The sequence below is a fragment of the Protofrankia sp. CiP3 genome (assembly GCF_917627345.1).
In the GTDB taxonomy this organism is placed as follows: domain Bacteria; phylum Actinomycetota; class Actinomycetes; order Frankiales; family Frankiaceae; genus Protofrankia.
On the sequence record NZ_CAKJTM010000025.1, the window covers coordinates 41573 to 59413 of the forward strand.

The following is a 17841-nucleotide window of genomic DNA, read 5'->3' on the forward strand; positions in this document are numbered from 1 at the left end:
GAGCAGCGTCCGAAACGGGTCAGACCAGTGTCAGGCAGCCGCGCCATCGATGCCAGGACGAACCCGCGGGGACGGAGACGGTCCGTGGTCCGATGGGTGGCCGGGCACCGGTCAGACCCGGGCCGCTGCCCGGTCGGCGCACCGCAGGGCGTTGCGGGCGTGCTCGGCGAGGGCGGCGGCCCGGGGATGCCCGGCGATCTCGATCGCGCTGCACAGGGTCAGCACATCAACCCTCGCGTTCTCCGACGCGACGCAACCGGCCAGGTCGATTGCCTGGTAGCCAAGGTTGACGGCCTGCTCGACCTCGCCCGCGTCGACCTGGGCCACTCCCAGCCAGACCCGGTGGTGAACCAGCTCCCGCGGGTATTCACAGGCGTTGAGCTCGTCGACGGACCGGCTCAGATGCCCGATGGCGGTGGCGGCATCACCGAGGCACAACAGAGCCTTGCCGGCGTAGTACTCGATGGTCGACCGGGAGCACCAGTACACATAGTCCGGGTCCTGGGTGGGGTCGGCCCGCTCGATCTGGGCGAAGGCCTCGGCGATCTCGGTCCGCACAGCCTGGATGTCGCCGGCCTGAGCGTGCGCGATGGCCAGGGAGCCGGCGAGTACCGCCTTCTCGGTCGCTGTGAGGGCGTCTGCGGCACCCGCGCGGGCCGTGCGCAGCAGGACGACCGCGTCGGCGGGGTCGCCGTAGCGCACCGCCTGCTCCGCCATGCAGCGCAGGATGTTGGCGCCGATGGCTCGATCACCGGCCTCGTGGGCGGTACGCAGCGCTACCAGCCAGAACTGCTGGGCGATCTGGTGGCGGCCGCTGTCGAACGCGGCCCAGCCCGCCAGCCGGGCGAGTTCCGCCACGACGGCGTACAGCCGCGCGCGTTGGTCCTGGCTGTAAGCGCCGGTGCGCAGCAGCCGGACGATCACCCGTAGCTCGGATACCGCAAGCCCGTGCACGTCCTCCCCGCCGAGGACGTCGTCCATCCGCCGCAACGCGTCGACGCGCTCGGCGAAGCCGGCGACGAGCGCGTCGTTGACGTGCCTGCCGTTGAGTACCGCCACGGACCGGGCAGGAGGCGCGACGAGCCAGGAGTGGACGACCGCGCCGAGCGTCGCGCTGGTGAAGGTGAGGACGGCGGGCCGTTGGACGCGGCTGGTCACCTCTTCCAGCGCGGCGTCAAGCCCATCGGATGCCCACAGGTGCTGGAGCGTCCATGGCGGGGCCTCGGCGGTCAGTGTGATTCCGTTGTGAACAAAACCGGCGCTGGCGGCGGTGGCCGCCGTGCCACGGCGAGAACGGCGGGCTCCAAGTTCCCGAGAAGCCCGTGACCGCCCGAGCAGACTGCTGGGTTCTCTCACGCCCGGCCTCCTCAAAATGGCCAGTCAGGAAATAGTCGTTGGCCTTGCGGCCGTAGTCGTAGGCTTCATCGCGATCACAGGTTGCTACCCGGGACATTCCAAGATAAACAGCAAAACCAGGCCGACGACTGCCGCTGGTGCAGCGTACGTCAGGCTCGGGGGCGGAACAAGTAGTGCAAGATTGCGTCCGCGGTGTTGTTATATCCCGAAGTGTGCAAGAAACCCAACGGTCGGCCGGCTGTTGAGGTTCAACAGGTCGATGGTTGTGGTTGTTGAACCTCGCTGCCGCAACGTCCGTTCAGGCGGTGGCCGGGCTGGTGGCCGAGCTGGTGGTCGCGTTCACGGGCTGCTCCGGCACGCTGGGAATCCGTCCCGGCCGGCTGTTTGGCCCGATCATTTTGGCCCGATCATTCGGGACGGTCCCGAAGGCTGGGCACGGCTGGTGATCCGGAATGGTTTTCAAGGGCTGGGAAAATCCGGCTGCCCAGCTTCGCGCAGGATCTTCGCGCAGGCGGCGTCCGTGTAGCGGCGGCGCGAATATCATGCGCGTGGTCGCGGCGGAATCCAGCGCACGCAATTCCCGGTGTGCCGAGTGAAGGCCTCGGCTTAGAGCGCCCGAGGACAGGACTGTCCGGCTCGCGGCTCCCCGCGTCCCGCCCGGCCGCGTTGTCCTCAGTCGGCGCCCAGCACCAGGGCGCCTTCCTCCGCCGCCTTGCCGGATCGGGCGCGGATGAGCCGCTCGCTGATCGAACGCCCTATCCTCGGGCGCTCTCAGGGATTATTGATCTTTGGCATGCCCGGTGGGCCCGGTGGCCGTGGAGAGGGGTTCCCGACCCTCCGTCCAGAGCCGGGAACCCCTCGTATCCTCTGACGCTCGAGCGCGCCGTGGGGTTGGCGCCGAAGGCTGGTCAGATCTGGCGGCCCGGTCCTGATCAATCCCGATCGGTATTGATCAGTCTCGATCGGGGTGGACGAGGTCGAACACGTACAGGCCTCCGTCGCCGCCGATGACAAGCCGGTCGTCGGTCGAGTACCAGGCGACCGAACGCAGCGGTCCGTCCACTGTCAACGCGGCGATGCACTCGAACGAACCGGTATGCCATACCCGGACCGACCGGTCGTCACCGGTGGTTGCGAGATATCTGCCATCGCGGGTGAAAGCGAGGTCGGTCACTCGGCCCGCGTGGCCGGTGACGGTTCTGGCCGCGGAACCGGTTCGATGATCGAAAATGTGGATGTTGCCGTCGATCGCCCCGCACACGACATCGTGACCGCTCGGCGCCAGCTTCATCACCGCCACCGTGAATCCCTCCCACTGGGTGGTATCCAGTGGTCTTCCGGTCGGGAGGCTCCAGCGCCGGAAGGTGCCCGTGCCGTCGACGGAAACCAGGGTCCTCTCGTCGGCGGTGATGTCGATCGCGCGGACGTACTGTTCGCAGTGCAGGGACGCGGTCGTGCCCCGCCGGATCCGCAGCCGCTTCGTGGTGTCGGCAACCGCTGCCAGGCGGCTGACGTGGATCCATCGGCCGAGCCGTCCGGCGAAGGCTATGTACTGATCCCGTGGACTGATCACTACCTGGGCGGGCGGCTGGACGGACGGCATGCGGGCAAGCGGCTGGCCTGAGCCGGTCTCGTAGAGACGGATGTAGTGGTCCTCACCGGCGAGGGCAAGGATCTCGCCGTCCTGGCTGACAGAGAGGGAGGTGATTCCGGCGCCGGGCAGGACCCGCAGCTCGAGCCTGCTGGACGAGTCCACCAGATGGACGCCGTCATGTTCCGCCGCGGCGAACCAGCCGTCGTTCGGGTGCGTCAGCACCGCGGCGGTACTGCCCGCGAAGACCGGCCGCTCGACCGGGCGGAAGGTTCGTCCGGCCCCCGGCCAGGCGCGGGAGGCGTCCCACAACCGGACGGTCGTGTCCTCGCCTGCTGAGATGATGGTTCCGTCCTCGTTGAGGGCGACTGCGGTGACCGGACCGGAGTGTCCGCGCAGGACCGCCCGCCGGTCGTCGGTGAGGTCCCAGACCCGGACCGTTCCGTCGTGGCCGCCCGAGACCAGCCGGTCGAGGCTGGGATGCACGGCCAGTGAAGTCACTTTTCCGGTGTGGCCGGAAAACGAGTGGGTCACCGTGCCGGTGGACCATTTTGTGATCTCTATCCGTCCGCTTTCCTCGCCGACGACGAGCCGTGCGCCGTCCGCGGTCAGCGCCACACAATGGCGCGGGCTCAGCCGTACCTGACGTGCCTGGCGTATATCGGTCGCGAGATTCACGAAATAGAAGACATCGATCTTGCCACCAGCGCAGACGATATGGTTCCCATCCGGGCTGAATGCCAGCGGCTTCGCGCTCATGATGCCACGGATGACCCGGCGCTCCTGGCCGGTGTCGACATCGATCACCCGCAGCGAGTCCTGATCGGTGCAGGCATACCAGCGGCCGGTCGGATCAAGCAGCGGTGCGCGGCCGCCCGCGAAGAGACGGGTCACGGTGAGGTCGCCGGCCGCCACGTCCAGCCGCAGCAGGAAACCTTCGCTTGTCGTGAGGAGGAGATACTTCGAATCAGGGGTAAATCGGACGGAGAGGATCAACCCGCTCTTCGCCGGCGGAAAAACCATGCTTTGTTGGCCGCCGCTGGTCTCGCTGACCCGGACGGATGTGTCCGAACCCGCCGCCGCGACCCATCGACCATCCGGACTGGCCGCGATACCAACGACAACGCGCGGGTTGCCGGTGAGGACACGCAGCAGGGCGGGATCCGGGAGATCGGGCATCGGCCAGGCGGGGGTGAGGCGCCCGGCTGGCTGGGCCGCGCTGAAGGTCCGGGCCGCCGCGCCGAAGTCCGGATCATCCCATAACCGGCTGACGAGGGTGGCCGCCTGTGCGTGCGCGGGGTCGGTCGGAGCCAGCAGGTAGGCGTTCTGTTCGATGCGGGTCCGCAGCAGGGGCGCGCGCGGGTCCCGGGCCAGCGCCAGGTCCGCGTTGATCGCGGCGACTCCGTGCAGCCGCAGGCGAGCTGTTACCCAACGTAAGTCAATGACCAGCGCGTCCAGTTCGATCCCCGCCGGATCACGTGTCGTGTCGTCAGTGGTGCTCTCGGCGGTATCGGCGGTCGTGTCGTCGGCGGTGTCGGCGGTATCGGCCGCCGGGCTGTCGATCATGCCAGTCATGCTGGCCAGGTGCAGGTGTCCGGCGAGGTGGTTCCACAGGTAGGGCTCGTCGGGCGAAAGCGCCCACCAGGCGGTACACCCGTCCGGTTCGGTCGGGAGGCCGGTACGGTGCGCGGCTATCAGCGCACGGTGCAGCGATGGTAACCGATCAGCGTCACCGCCAGGCCGGCCGGCGGTGTATTCGTGGCGCAACGCACGGCGGATGTCGTCATGCAGCCGCAGCCCTGGTTCGGTCGCGCCGGCCTCGGTCGCGAGGGAGAGGCGTAACAGGTCGTTGCACAGACGGCTGCTGTCCTGCGGACTCAACTGGTCCAACTGGGCCCAGAAACGTTCAAGCGTGACATACGGGATCGTCACATCCTCACCGAACACCGCAAGCGCCGTGACGAGCGGCAGGCGATCGTCACCGATCAAGGTCAGACTGGCCGCGACCGCTGAGCTGACCGCATCGGAGCGCGATTCGCCGTCCGCAAGTGGGGACGCAAGGGTATCGGACGGCGCCGCGGGCCATGACGGACCGGATAGCGCTGGACCGGGTTGCGCTCGAGCGGGTTGCGGTGGAGCGGCCCGTGGCAGCCCGGCTTGTGACGGTCCGGGGCGTAGTAGTCCGGGGCGGTGCTCCGGAGCACGTTCCACCCAGGCAACGGCTTCGGCGAGCGTCGCGCCGGCATTCATCCGGGCCCGGAGCTGGCCGTTGATCAAAGAGATCAACACTGGCCAGCCGCCCGTCATCGACAGCAGGCCCGTCAGGTCCGCGCCTGTCAGGGCGTCCCGTGACAGGCCGGTCGTCAACAGGTCGAATGCCTGGTCAGGTGGCATTTCGTCGACCGCGATCGCTCGTGCGTCGGCCGGGATGATAGTGGGAATGCGGGTCGTCATCAACCGTATACAGCGGTGCCCGCCGATGAGGAACGGCTCGATCTGGTCGGTTCGCCACGCGTCGTCCACGACCAGCAGCCGGCGGTCGGTCCCGCCCGTCGCGTCCTCGCCCGGACGGTCAAGGAGGCGGCCGAGATGGCGCCCGGCCTGGAGCGGGTCGACGAACGTCGGACGGCGCCCGTCGAGCACCTCGGCGAGCTGATTGACACGTCCAGCCAGATCCGGGCCTGAGATCTGCTCGCCGAGCGTCGTCCACAGGATGCCGCCGGAGAACCACTCCAAAACCTCGGGATCGGCACACAGAGCCTGGGCAAGGGTCGTCTTACCCAGCCCGCCGGCACCGTGCAGCGCCGTGGTCATTGCCACCGGCCTGCCGTCGTGTGAACACAGCAGATCTACTAGCGGCCGGGACAGCTCGGGCCGCGGAATAGGGACCCGGGTCAGCTCCGGAGCCATGTTCACCGGTCCGGAGCGCGTTGCCCCGCTGGCCCCGATGTCCGCGCCGCCCGGGGCAAGTTCGACCAGGGCCTGGTAGAGCGCTCGCTCGAGACCGTCCGGGGTGGCGAAGTAGTGCGCGGTCACTCCGGAGTTCACCACCTCCTGCCGGAACACGGCTTGGCGTGGTCCGTGTTCGAGGTCGATGACGGCTTCCGCCTGGATGCTCGCCTTCTCGTCAAGCAGGAACGCCAGTCGGGGCATGCCGAGCTCAGCGGCCGTCCGGAACTCCAGCTCGGTGTAGGAGATATCGGGTGAGTCCCGGACGGGTGACCCGTAACGGAAGCCGAAAAGACCGACATAGACATCGGCGGTGGCAACCGCGTCCTCGCAGTAGCTGGCCGTTTTACCGTCCCGCGCGGTGAAATAGGCCATGTCGACGATGACATGCCCGGCGCGGCTGACCGCCCGCTCGGCGGCATGGACGAACGAACCGGCCGCACCGGTGGGAAACCGCCGCAGCTCGGAGGTATGACTGAGAAATATCCGCAGTACCCTCGTCGCCCTACGCACAGGTGAACGGTACACAGCTGTCGCGGCCCCGGTTTCGGTGGCACTCCTGGTGGCTCCGGCAGCAGGGGATGCCGCATCGCGGGGCTGGGGCACGCCCGCCAGCCCCGTTCCTTGATCCACGCCTCTGTCGCGGGCACTCTTATCAGTTCACGGGCCTGTCGATATATGGCGTCTGCGCGTAATCACCAGGCGTTCCCGTCCGCCGCGCGCCCCGGTGGCGATCAACCCACGAGGTACGGGGGAACGCGCGGGCCCACCGTGTTCCCACCGGGACGCGAACAGAAGGTAACGAATTTCGTACCATCGGTGCAAGCTCTCGGCTTTGCCTCGGTGGCAAGCGGTCAGCGGGTCCGGGTGGGGACGGTCCCGTCACCGTGGGCGCCAGCCTGGTCGCCGGTCCGGTCGGCGGTGGTAGCGCAGGTCCTGACCAGTATGAAAGCGTCGAAGGGGACGGGCGAGGGGCCGGAGCTGTCGTACACGGTCACTCGGATGCGGGTTGCGCCGCCAGGCTCGCCCGGATCCACGTCGAAGCCGGCGAATGCGTACGGATGCTCCGGCGCGCGCAGCGCCAGCCAGGGCGCTGGTTCGCGGGCGTGAATCGCGCGAAGCCGCGTCGGGTCAGATTTCCGCGGCTCTCCGCCAACGATCACTCGGCCTTCGGGCGGATCGAACAGCTTGCCAGCTGACGGCGCTGAGGAGCCGCCCGTTCCAAGGACCATGTGGACGGTTCCGGCTGAGGTGTCGATCACATCTGTTTCGTGTGACGCTGGCCGCGGCGTGAGCACCTCTGAGCCATCGACTACCCCACGTAGTGGATATGTCCGTTCGTAATGGTGCTCGTGCCCACACAGGACAAGGTCCACTTCGAAGGCGTCGAACAACGGCAGCCATTCCTGACGGATTCCGAGGTCTGCGCCGTTGTGCTGTGCGGCGCTTGACACGGCGGTCTGGTGCATACAGACAATGATCCAGTTAATGCTCGGATCAGCGCGGGCCTGACGCAGGGTTTTCGCGAGCCAGGCCCGTTGCCGGCCGCCACTGTAACCGCGGATGTACATCATGCCGGCGTCCTGATAGCAGATGTCGTCGTTCTGCAGGACGACAAAACGCACGCCCGAAACGGTGAAGGCGTACCACAGGCCGGCGACATCCGGGTTCGCGCGGTCAGTGATTTCGCCAGCGGTGTCGAGGTCATCAGCGGGATCAGTGCTGTCGGGCAGGAGAAAGCGGCTTTGATAAGCGCTCAGCCCATGCGCTCCGTTACCGCGTTCGACCTCGTGGTTGCCAGCGGCGGGCATCCACGGGCGGTGCCGAGCGGATGTACTGATCATGTTGAACCAGTCAGACCATGCCCGGAGTGGGTTGCTGCGCTGATTGGCGTACGACAGATCGCCGACGATCAGGGTGAACAGCGGGTTGATGCGTTCGATGCCGGTCACGACGTGCCCGGACGCCGGGGTGCCGAACGGGTCGTAGGCGGCGGAGGTGCCCTGATCGCCAAAGCAGGTAAACGTGAAGCGCGCCCGGCCGTCGGGTGCCGTCCGCAGCGTCCCACCCTCGCCGCGGGCGATCCGATCATGTAGTACCTCGTACACGTACATGGCATCCGGCTCGAGGTTCCCGAGCAAGGCGTGATGATTGATCACGTCCATGCCGGTGACGCCATCGGTGTACACCCGGGTGACAGCGGGGACCTCGCGATCGAGACCGCCCGGAGGGCTGCCGAAGCGTACCCGCGGGTGGCGGACCATGATCGGTGTTGTCCACGACACGGCCATTGATCTCGCCGGGTCCGGGCCGAACGTCAGATGGATGTGTTCAACGGGAGTTCCCGCGCGCGGGGCCAACTACCCTCCTCGCTTTTTGTCACCATCACTGTTGCCGCTGACTGCTGTTGCTGTCCGCTATGCCGTGGTGTCAACACTCTCCGAAGGACCATGCCGTGGCATCAACGCTATCCGGAGGGCATGGACGAGTTCCGCCGACCACACCGACGGGTATCAGACAGCCCGTGCAGGGTTCGGTGCGGTTTGTGGGATGTCGCACAGACGGCATGGCGAACATGGCGAAGGGGCGGCTCCGCTGCCGCGGAACCGCCCCTTCCTGATCCAGGGTCTTACCCGTAAGACGACTCCTACTCGCTGGACTTGGCCAGATCGATCGGCAGCGCGTCAGGCACCTGGTTCGGCTTTGGTTCACCTCGGAAGGTGAACGTGGCGGCCTCGCCTTCGCCCTCGACATCGCCGACGACGATCTCGCCGGGACGCAGCGTCCCGTACAGGATCTTCTCGGACAGGACGTCCTCGATCTCCCGCTGGATCGTCCGGCGCAGCGGCCGGGCGCCCAGCACCGGGTCGTAGCCCTTCTTGGCGAGCAGCGCCTTGGCTGCGGGGGTCAGCTCCAGCGCCATGTCCTTGTTCTTCAGCTGGACGTCCACCCGGGCCAGCATGAGGTCCACGATCTGGATGATCTCTTGCTCGGACAGCTGGTGGAAGACGATGATGTCGTCGATCCGGTTCAGGAACTCAGGCCGGAAGTGCTGCTTGAGCTCGTCCTGGACCCTCGCCTTCATCCGCTCGTAGTCGATGGCGCCCTGCCCGGTCGCGAACCCGATGCCGGGGCCCTTGGAGATGTCCCGGGTGCCCAGGTTCGATGTCATGATCAGAACGGTGTTCTTGAAGTCCACCAGCCGGCCCTGGGAGTCGGTCAGCCGACCATCCTCCAGGATCTGCAGAAGGGTGTTGAACACATCCGGGTGGGCCTTCTCGACCTCGTCGAACAGCACGACCGAGAACGGCTTGCGGCGCACCCGCTCGGTGAGCTGGCCGCCCTCCTCGTACCCGACATAACCGGGCGGGGAACCCACCAGCCGCGAGACCGTGTGCTTCTCCATGTACTCGGACATGTCGAGCTGGATCAGCGAATCCTCGTCACCGAACAGGAACTCCGCCAGCGTCTTGGACAGCTCGGTCTTACCGACACCGGACGGGCCGGCGAAGATGAACGAGCCACCGGGACGCTTCGGGTCCTTCAAGCCCGCGCGGGTACGCCGGATCGCCTGGGAGACAGCCTTGATGGCCTGCTGCTGGCCGATGACACGGCGGTGCAGCTCGTCCTCCATACGGAGCAGGCGGGCAGTCTCCTCCTCGGTGAGCTTGAAGACGGGGATGCCGGTCCAGATCGCCAGCACCTCCGCGATCTCCTCGTCGCCGACCTCGGCGACGACGTCCATGTCGCCGGCCTTCCATTCCTTCTCCCGCTTGGCCTTCTCAGCCAGGAGGGTCTTCTCCTTGTCACGCAGCGACGCGGCCTTCTCGAAGTCCTGCGCGTCGATCGCGGACTCCTTGTCCCGGCGGACGCTGGCGATGCGCTCGTCGAACTCGCGCAGGTCCGGCGGAGCGGTCATCCGGCGGATACGCATCCGGGACCCGGCCTCGTCGATGAGGTCGATCGCCTTGTCCGGCAGGAACCGGTCGGAGATGTACCGGTCGGCCAGCGACGCCGCGGCGACCAGCGCGCCGTCGGTGATCGACACCCGGTGGTGCGCCTCGTAGCGGTCGCGCAGGCCCTTGAGGATCTCGATGGTGTGTGCCACCGACGGCTCGGCGACCTGGATGGGCTGGAACCGGCGCTCGAGCGCGGCGTCCTTTTCCAGGTGCTTGCGGTACTCGTCCAGGGTGGTGGCACCGATCGTCTGCAGCTCGCCGCGCGCCAGCATCGGCTTGAGGATGGAGGCCGCGTCGATCGCGCCCTCGGCGGCGCCCGCGCCGACGAGCGTGTGGAGCTCGTCGATGAACAGGATGATGTCGCCGCGGGTGCGGATCTCCTTGAGGACCTTCTTGAGGCGTTCCTCGAAGTCACCACGGTAGCGGGACCCGGCGACCAGCGCGCCGAGATCGAGGGTGTACAGCTGCTTGTCCTTCAGGGTCTCGGGGACCTCGCCCTTGACGATCGCCTGTGCCAGCCCCTCGACGACCGCGGTCTTGCCGACACCGGGCTCGCCGATCAGTACCGGGTTGTTCTTTGTCCGGCGTGACAGCACCTGCATGACGCGCTCGATCTCCTTCTCGCGCCCGATGACCGGGTCGAGCTTGGACTCACGAGCGGCCGCGGTGAGGTTACGGCCGAACTGGTCGAGGACCAGCGAAGTCGACGGGGTGCCCTCGGCCGGGGCACCGGCGGTGGCGGGGTCGCCCTTGCCCTGGTAGCCGGACAGGAGCTGGATGACCTGCTGGCGGACCCGGTTGAGGTCGGCGCCGAGCTTGACCAGCACCTGCGCGGCGACGCCTTCGCCCTCACGGATCAGTCCGAGCAGGATGTGCTCGGTGCCGATGTAGTTGTGGCCGAGTTGCAGGGCCTCCCGCAGGGACAGCTCGAGGACCTTCTTGGCCCGGGGCGTGAACGGGATGTGCCCGCTCGGCGCTTGCTGGCCTTGCCCGATGATCTCCTCGACCTGTGACCGAACACCCTCGAGGGAGATCCCGAGCGACTCAAGTGCCTTGGCGGCGACGCCCTCCCCCTCGTGGATCAGTCCGAGCAGGATGTGCTCGGTGCCGATGTAGTTGTGGTTGAGCATCCTGGCCTCTTCCTGAGCCAGGACGACGACCCGACGTGCCCGGTCGGTGAATCTCTCGAACATGTGCGCTCCTTCGAGCGGTGCGACCGACCACACGGCAGCCGGTATCCGCATGCTAGCTCCGCCGAGGCATGTCCCCACGCATCGAACGGAAACCTACCCGCCGGCCTCGCCCTCTTCGTCGTGGACGGCGGACCAACCGGGACAGTCGGCCCACCAGCGAAGACGTCTTAGTCAACGGTGACCGACCGGGAGCGATTCCGTCCCGCTGTTCCGCCGAGAGCAGAACGAAATCTCATGATTACCGGGTCGGTGTGCCCAGCTGCCGGGCGATCGGGTCACACCCGATCATCGGTGGTCACGGGTCTCGGTCCAGATGTCAGTCGCTTGCCGCTAGTTTCTGACAGTGATATTTTGTGTACTTTTAGTTATAATCTTGTGTAAAAGCTGAATGATCTTACTTGTTGATTGCGCTATGGTAGCTAATTGTATCCGCTGTTGAGCGGAGGGCAAGTAGCGATCACCAGATGGTCCTGCGCTGGCCGCCTGGAAAACAAAAGCAAGAGGCTCCGGCTGGTTCGATGGCCGGGATTTTCCGTGCCCCGAACGCTGGCTTGGTTATCGGGGGAGCGTCTGACAACAATGCTGATTGTAATGGCTCGGCGCGGTCGCGGTGACCAAGCGTGTGGTCTTTATAACCGCAATGCCTGATCGACGATCAGCAGATCGCTACCACGTCATGGGGGCGAAATTGTCTACCAAGCAACTTTTTTCAGCCAGAAAATACCCAATATCCGGCTCGCGCTCATGGCTGGAGGTCGCGCTGCCCGCACCCCTCGGCTCCTGCTAGCATCACCTCTCAGGGCATTTTTTGGGGGATGTCACTACATGCACTATCCGGCTTGCGTCTGCCACGAAGAGCTGCCGATGACCGATTGGGGTCGGTCGTCGACGGATCGTCTGGAAGGTAACAGCAGGCCGTGTCGTCACAATCTACCGTACGTTACCGGGAGTCGACTTGTCGACCGATGGAACGGGGGGGAACGCGTGGGGGGATGAACCGGCTCTTAACACCATCGAGTCACCGTCGTCTCCGCTCTGCCGCATGGGAGCTCACTCGCCGCCGATCGTCAGGCGCGCTGGGAGCCAATGGCCCGAAAACGCCTGTCCGCCGGGGCCTGTTGCCCGGCAAACGGGTCGATCCACGTGGGCGGGGCCACGCGGCCGATCGTCGGGCGGACCTGGCGATCGCCACCGCTGTCCTGGTCTCCCTTGTTTCGGCCTGTGGAGCCTCGCCTGGATCGGCGAGCGTGTCCGAACGAAAAGCGAGCGTGACCGTTTCCCTCGCGGGCCGGCCCCTGAATCCGGCGGTCGTCCAGCCAGCCAGCCACCTTATCGACACGAATGGATCTCCGTTTGATGTGCGGTCGGGGACCGCGGGCAGGCTGGCGTTCGTGTTTTTCGGTTACACCCACTGCCCGGACGTCTGCCCGACAACGGCAGCCGACATTGCCGCGGCTCTCGGCCAGCAAACCCCGGCCGTTCGGGCCAGGACCACCTTTGTTTTTGTGACGACCGATCCCGAGCGTGACTCGCCGCAGACGATGCGTCGATGGCTCGATCAGTTCGACACATCCTTCATCGGCCTCACTGGAAAATGGGCGGACATCGCTGGCTACGCAGCGGCCCTCGGGCTCCCGGTCGTTCCGCCCGAGCAGGCGGCAGATGGGAGCTGGCTGGTTCAGCACGTGTCCCGAGTGACCGCCTTCGCACCGGATGGCACCGCCCGCGCCGGATATTTTCCCAGCACGACCGTCGCTGACTATTCACATGATATTCCCCTGTTGCTGGAGAATCGACTGTAGTGGGTGCCTTTCCGTGTACACAGCATGTACGCACGATACGCGCACTGACCGTCGTGGAGGAGATCCGGGACATGCGGAGGACTCGCAGCGGTGACCGGCAAACGCAGTTGTGGCGGTGGTGGCCACTATGAGCCGGCCCGTGCACGGCGGCGGTCCAGGACCTTTTTCGCAGTAACACCTCGCGGTCCGGTAGCCAGCACGGAACTCGGCGGTTCATCCCCCGATCTTGGGTTGTAGTTGATACCCGTAAGGTGAAAGGAACGACCTTGCTGTCTGCCCTTGTCTCGGCAGCAATCGTTGTCATTGCTCTCACGCTGTTCGCGACATCCGGTACCAATCTGTGGTGGATGCTTCACGCATGGCGCACGCCTGAAACGTACCACGAGACCTTCTACCTGCCGGCCGTGGGCAAACCCTGCCACAGTTTTTCGATTATCGTTCCCGCCCGCCACGAGAGCGAGGCGGTGCTGAGCGCGACCGTCGCCCGTCTCGTCAACCAGACGCACCCGCAGGTGGAAATAATTCTGGCTGTCGGCCACGATGACCCGTCGACTGTGCAGGTGGTACAGAAAATTGCCGCCGGCCAGCCAGGCCTGAAAATCTCAGTCGACCAGTCCGAAGTCAAGAACAAACCGCGCCAGCTGAACACCGCCCTCGCGGACTGTACCGGCGACATCGTAGGCGTCTTCGACGCGGAGTCACTGGCGGCCGCGGAACTGCTCGCCCATGTTGACGAGGTATTTCAGACAAGTAATGCCGACGTCGTCCAGGGTGCGGTCCAGCTCGTCAACTTCCAGTCCAGCTGGTTTTCTCTCCGCAACTGTCTGGAATATTATTTCTGGTTCCGTTCACGGCTGCATCTGCATGCTCAGAAGCAGTTCATCCCGCTCGGCGGGAACACGGTGTTCGTACGCCGGACACTGCTCAACGAAGTTAACGGATGGGATGGCAACTGCCTCGCCGAGGACTGCGATCTCGGTGTCCGGCTGTCCGCGCTCGGCCGCAAGGTCAGTGTCGCCTTCGATCCTCGCCTCGTCACCCGGGAGGAGACACCTGACACGATATACGCCCTGGTGAAGCAACGGACCAGGTGGAATCTCGGTTTTATGCAGGTACTCCACAAGGGCGACTGGCGGAAGCTGCCGACCCGCCGTGCGCGGAACCTCGCCCGCTTCACCCTTACGCAACCGATGACACAGGCGTTTTCGGGACTGGTGCTCCCGGTCGCTCTGTTGACTGTCGTGGCCGGTAAGTTTCCTATGGTCGTCACGTTGACCTCCTTTCTGCCGGCTGTCCCGACGATCGCCATGCTCGGCTTCGAAACGGCCGCGCTCCGGGCATTCGGACGGGATTACGACTTTCGTATCCGGGTTCGTGACTATGTCAGTCTCGTGTTCTTTATGCCCGCCTACCAGCTGATCCTCTCGTGGGCGGCCGTCAGATCAGCCTTTCGTTTCTTCGCCGGAAACTTCGAGTGGGAGAAGACCGCCCACACCGGAGCCCATCTAAGTACATCCGCAACCGCCGACGACGCGGCCTGAAGAAAGTCAGGGGGATCCGGACGTGTCCATGACCGCAGTGCTACCGCAGCCAGTCCTGAGCGCCTTACGAACACCCGCGGCGGCGGTCGACCGGCATCGGCGGCGGTGGCCGGATGTAGTGATCGTCATGGGGCTAGTGACGATCACAACCATAGTTCTACTTGTCAATCTCCACGGTTACCCGACTGTCCAGGACGACGAGGGAACCTATCTCTCCCAGGCAGAATGGGTGCGGGCGCACGGCGCGCTGTCGCCATACACCTACTGGTATGACCATCCGCCGTTCGGCTGGATACAGCTGGCCGGGCTTTCCTGGATCCCAGCCTTCCACGGGGGCCCGCTGACGGTCGCGTCCGGGCGCGCTATCATGCTCCTCTACGCCGATGCCTCGGCTGCGCTGCTCTACCTGCTGGCTCGCCGGCTGGGTATCCGCCGGCCCTTTGCCATCCTGGCCGTCCTGCTGTTCGTCTGTTCGCCGATCTCCGTGACCTTTCTGCGTCAGGTGTATCTGGACAACCTCGCGATCCCGTGGCTTATCGCGGCCTTCTACTTCGCCTGTACACCCCGTCAGCACCTCTGGCACTATGTGCTGGCCGGAGTTTTTCTCGCGGTTACCGTGCTGACCAAGGAGACCACCACCATACTGGTGCCCGCCGTGGCGCTCGCGGGCTGGCAGTCCAGTTACGCGAGGACCCGGGATTTCGCCTCCGTAGGCTTCTGGTCGGGTTTTGTGCTGATTTGCCTGGCATATCCCCTGATGGCCTTATTGAAAAATGAGCTGTTCGCTGGCCCCATCCGGGTGTCGCTGCAGGCCGCGATGGAGTTCCAGTTCGTGAAACGGTCCGGCTCGGGCTCGGTGTTCGACCCGGTTGCGTCGGCTCACGCCACGGCCCTCGGCTGGGTGCAGCTGGACCGGTGGCTGCTGATTCTGGGCGCCCTGAGCGCTCTTCTCGCGCTCACCATCCGTCGGCTTCGCCCGATCGGGCTGGTGGTCGTGCTGCTGGGAATCACCTTGCTACGAAAGGGCTATCTGCCGCAGATGTTCATCATCGTGGCGCTGCCCTTTCTCGCGTTGTGCGTGGGTGGCGTGGTCGACCAGGCGTGGTCGACCACCCAGCGGTGGGGCAAGCCGGCGCGATTGATCGGCGACGGCAGCCTGCTCGCGGCTTTTACCGTCGGCATTGTGCTGCTCGGTGCCGCATGGCAGCCTGGCCTCGCGCGGGCTTTCACATCCTCCAACAATACGGAACACGTCGCGGCCGTAGCTTATCTGCGAACCTCGGCGATCCCGCGGGACAGTCGTATCGTCGTGGATAACACGATGTGGCAGGATGTTTACCATGCCGGCTTCTCCTCACCCTGGCATACGATTTGGTACTACAAAGTAGATCTTGACAGTGCGGCAAAGAAAGAGCTGCCGGACGGCTGGCGCGATCTGGACTACATCATCCTCACACCATTCATGCGACAGGATATTTCGACTCTCGGGCTGACTACGATGGGTATCGCGGTCGAACACTCGCGGGTAGTCGCACGTTTTGGCACGGGTCCGGCCGCGGTTGAGCTCCGAGCGGTGACAAAGTGATCAACAGCCGCGCTGAATCGACGGCGGACAGGCGGCAAGCGGCTTTCAAGACTGTCTGAAAACCAGCGGATCTGGGGGTAGCGTGAGTCGAAAAAAGAAACAGCCGGCGGGTGTCGCCGTCGGGTCCCCGCCAGCGTCTCCGCAGGAGCCCGAACCGGGTCCGGCGGAGCGGACGGCGGTCGATGGGATTCCCGCACAGTATTCAAGAGCGGAATCCGGGCCGCGACCGCAGCTGACGGTGATCGTGCCGACGCGAAACGAAGCGGGTAATGTGGTGCCGCTTCTCAACCGGGTGGACGCGGCGCTCAGCGGTATGGCTGCCGAAGTTCTGTTCGTCGACGACTCCACCGACCACACGCCACAGACTGTGGAAAGCGTCCGGCGAAACTTCAACGTGACGGTCCGTCTTTATCATCGTGCACCGGCTGTCCGTTGGGGGGGACTCGGCGGTGCGGTCGTCGACGGGCTCCGCTCGGCACGCTCTCCTTACGCGGTCGTGATGGATGGCGATCTTCAGCATCCGCCGGAAGCTCTGCTGACGCTCTATGACGCCGCAGTCGCCAATCAGGCGGACATGGTGATCGCCAGTCGCTATCGCGGGAACGGGGATGCCGCCGGACTGGCCAATGGCGTGCGCAGGTTTGTGTCGTCCGGCGCCAGTCTTGTCTCCCGGTTGGTTTTCCCCCGCCGGCTGCGGGATGTGACCGACGTGATGAGTGGATTCTTCCTCGTCCGGATCGGTGCGCTCCATCTTGACAATCTGCAGCCGAGTGGTTACAAAATTTTGCTTGAGCTGCTCGTCCGTATGGACAAGATCAGTGTAGCGGAGATCCCGTACTCGTTTGCGAAACGGCATACGGGCGAATCCAATGCCTCCGTCCTCGAAGGGCTGCGGTTTGTTCGGCATCTTTTCTGGCTCCGGGTCCCGCGAGCGGCGCGCTTCGCGCTCGTTGGCGCGACGGGGCTGTTGCCCAACGTTCTCGGTACCGCCGCCCTCGTCCTGCTCGGATTGCATTACACTGTCGCCGCCATAGTGGCTACGCAAATCGCGAACGGGTGGAACTTCCTCGGCTGTGAGCTACTCGTCTGGCACGACAGAAAGGGCTCCTGGCGGCACCGGATCGGGCCCTTCATGCTGCTTAACAGCAGCGATCTGTTCCTACGGCTGCCGCTGCTCGCCTTTTTTGTCGAAAAGTGGGGCCTGAGCGTTGGGGCTGGCACGCTGCTGACGCTGGTCATCGCGTTCGCGTTACGATTTCTGCTTATCGACTGGTTGGTCTATCGGGGGCGTGGGAAGAAAGTTACCGGACATCTGCCCGAAACAACGATCATGGTTGAGCGGGAGGCATTTGAAAACGTGTTTGCCGAACATACGGCATGAACCCGCAAGCGGTGGCTGTCGATGGTCTGGCTGGGACCTCCGGCAGCCCAGCCTGGGCAACCGCGGCAAGTCCCACAGCCTTGCCGGCAGTTTACCGCCCCACTGCTGGTGGGGACCTGGGCAGCTGCCCCGAGAACTCTGGAGAAGGTGATTGTCGATGACAGGTCCTGAAAATATCGGGCGCCGTCGCCGATGGCGGCGCTGGCAAACTGCCAGATCACTTGGCGCGCTATCCGTGGCGGTCATGTTCACGGCGCTTCTCGGGCCCGTGGCAGCCGCGCCACAGGCGGCCCTGGCTGCCGCGACGAATATGTTGCAGAATGGGTCTTTGGAGACGCTGGACGCCGCTGGCGTGCCGACGTGCTGGGAGAAGTCGGGCTGGGGCGGCAACACGGTGGTGTGGGGTTCGGGCGGGACTGCTCATACTGGTTCGAAGGCGTTTCAGCTCACGGTTTCGAATTATGTGAGTGGCGATCGCAAGTTG

9 protein-coding genes and 1 pseudogene are annotated in these 17841 nt (G+C 65.2%); 6 read left to right on the forward strand and 4 right to left on the reverse strand.

Translation table 11 applies throughout. From position 1 onward, the window contains the following. Positions 1-111: 111 nt before the first annotated feature. The gene (locus MJ797_RS11835; RefSeq protein ID WP_239334385.1) at positions 112-1356 is read right to left on the reverse strand and encodes an XRE family transcriptional regulator; all 1245 of its coding nucleotides are present in this window, start codon (positions 1354-1356) and stop codon (positions 112-114) included. 272 nt (positions 1357-1628) lie between these two features. Between MJ797_RS11835 and MJ797_RS11840 the strand changes: the two genes are divergently transcribed. Beyond that, positions 1629-1802 (forward strand): hypothetical protein, encoded by a 174-nt coding sequence (locus tag MJ797_RS11840; RefSeq protein WP_239334386.1) that lies wholly within the window; start codon positions 1629-1631, stop codon positions 1800-1802. Positions 1803-2308: 506 nt separating this feature from the next. Here MJ797_RS11840 and MJ797_RS11845 read toward each other — a convergent pair. From MJ797_RS11845 to MJ797_RS11855, 3 genes are all read right to left on the reverse strand, one after another. Further along, entirely contained in the window at positions 2309-6409 is a 4101-nt protein-coding gene (locus tag MJ797_RS11845) for a DUF4062 domain-containing protein (protein WP_239334387.1), read from the reverse strand. Positions 6410-6750: 341 nt separating this feature from the next. After that, positions 6751-8256 carry a metallophosphoesterase family protein gene (locus MJ797_RS11850; RefSeq protein ID WP_239334388.1) on the reverse strand — a complete coding sequence of 502 codons (1506 nt, stop codon included), beginning with the start codon at positions 8254-8256 and terminating at the stop codon, positions 6751-6753. 287 nt (positions 8257-8543) lie between these two features. Beyond that, complete coding sequence (locus MJ797_RS11855; protein ID WP_239334389.1) at positions 8544-11048, reverse strand: ATP-dependent Clp protease ATP-binding subunit; 2505 nt, start codon at positions 11046-11048, stop codon at positions 8544-8546. 1268 nt (positions 11049-12316) lie between these two features. Between MJ797_RS11855 and MJ797_RS11860 the strand changes: the two genes are divergently transcribed. The 5 genes and pseudogenes from MJ797_RS11860 to MJ797_RS11880 form a co-directional block, all read left to right on the forward strand. Next, complete coding sequence (locus MJ797_RS11860; protein WP_239334390.1) at positions 12317-12850, forward strand: SCO family protein; 534 nt, start codon at positions 12317-12319, stop codon at positions 12848-12850. Between the two features lie 266 nt (positions 12851-13116). Further along, positions 13117-14391 (forward strand): glycosyltransferase family 2 protein, encoded by a 1275-nt coding sequence (locus tag MJ797_RS11865; RefSeq protein ID WP_239334391.1) that lies wholly within the window; start codon positions 13117-13119, stop codon positions 14389-14391. Positions 14392-14758: 367 nt separating this feature from the next. Continuing rightward, positions 14759-15976, forward strand: a complete 1218-nt coding sequence (locus MJ797_RS11870) for a glycosyltransferase family 39 protein (protein ID WP_239334392.1) — start codon at positions 14759-14761, stop codon at positions 15974-15976. 238 nt (positions 15977-16214) lie between these two features. Then, the gene (locus tag MJ797_RS11875) at positions 16215-17357 is read left to right on the forward strand and encodes a glycosyltransferase family 2 protein (RefSeq protein WP_239334393.1); all 1143 of its coding nucleotides are present in this window, start codon (positions 16215-16217) and stop codon (positions 17355-17357) included. Positions 17358-17508: 151 nt separating this feature from the next. Further along, a pseudogene (locus MJ797_RS11880) lies at positions 17509-17841 on the forward strand (hypothetical protein); the annotation flags it as partial.

What these genes read in the sequence shown, in the direction of transcription:
- MJ797_RS11855 (WP_239334389.1), bottom strand. Translation starts at nt 11,048, where the DNA reads ATGTTCGAGAGATTCACCGACCGGGCACGTCGGGTCGTCGTCCTGGCT.
- MJ797_RS11870 (WP_239334392.1), top strand. Translation starts at nt 14,759, where the DNA reads ATGCTCCTCTACGCCGATGCCTCGGCTGCGCTGCTCTACCTGCTGGCT.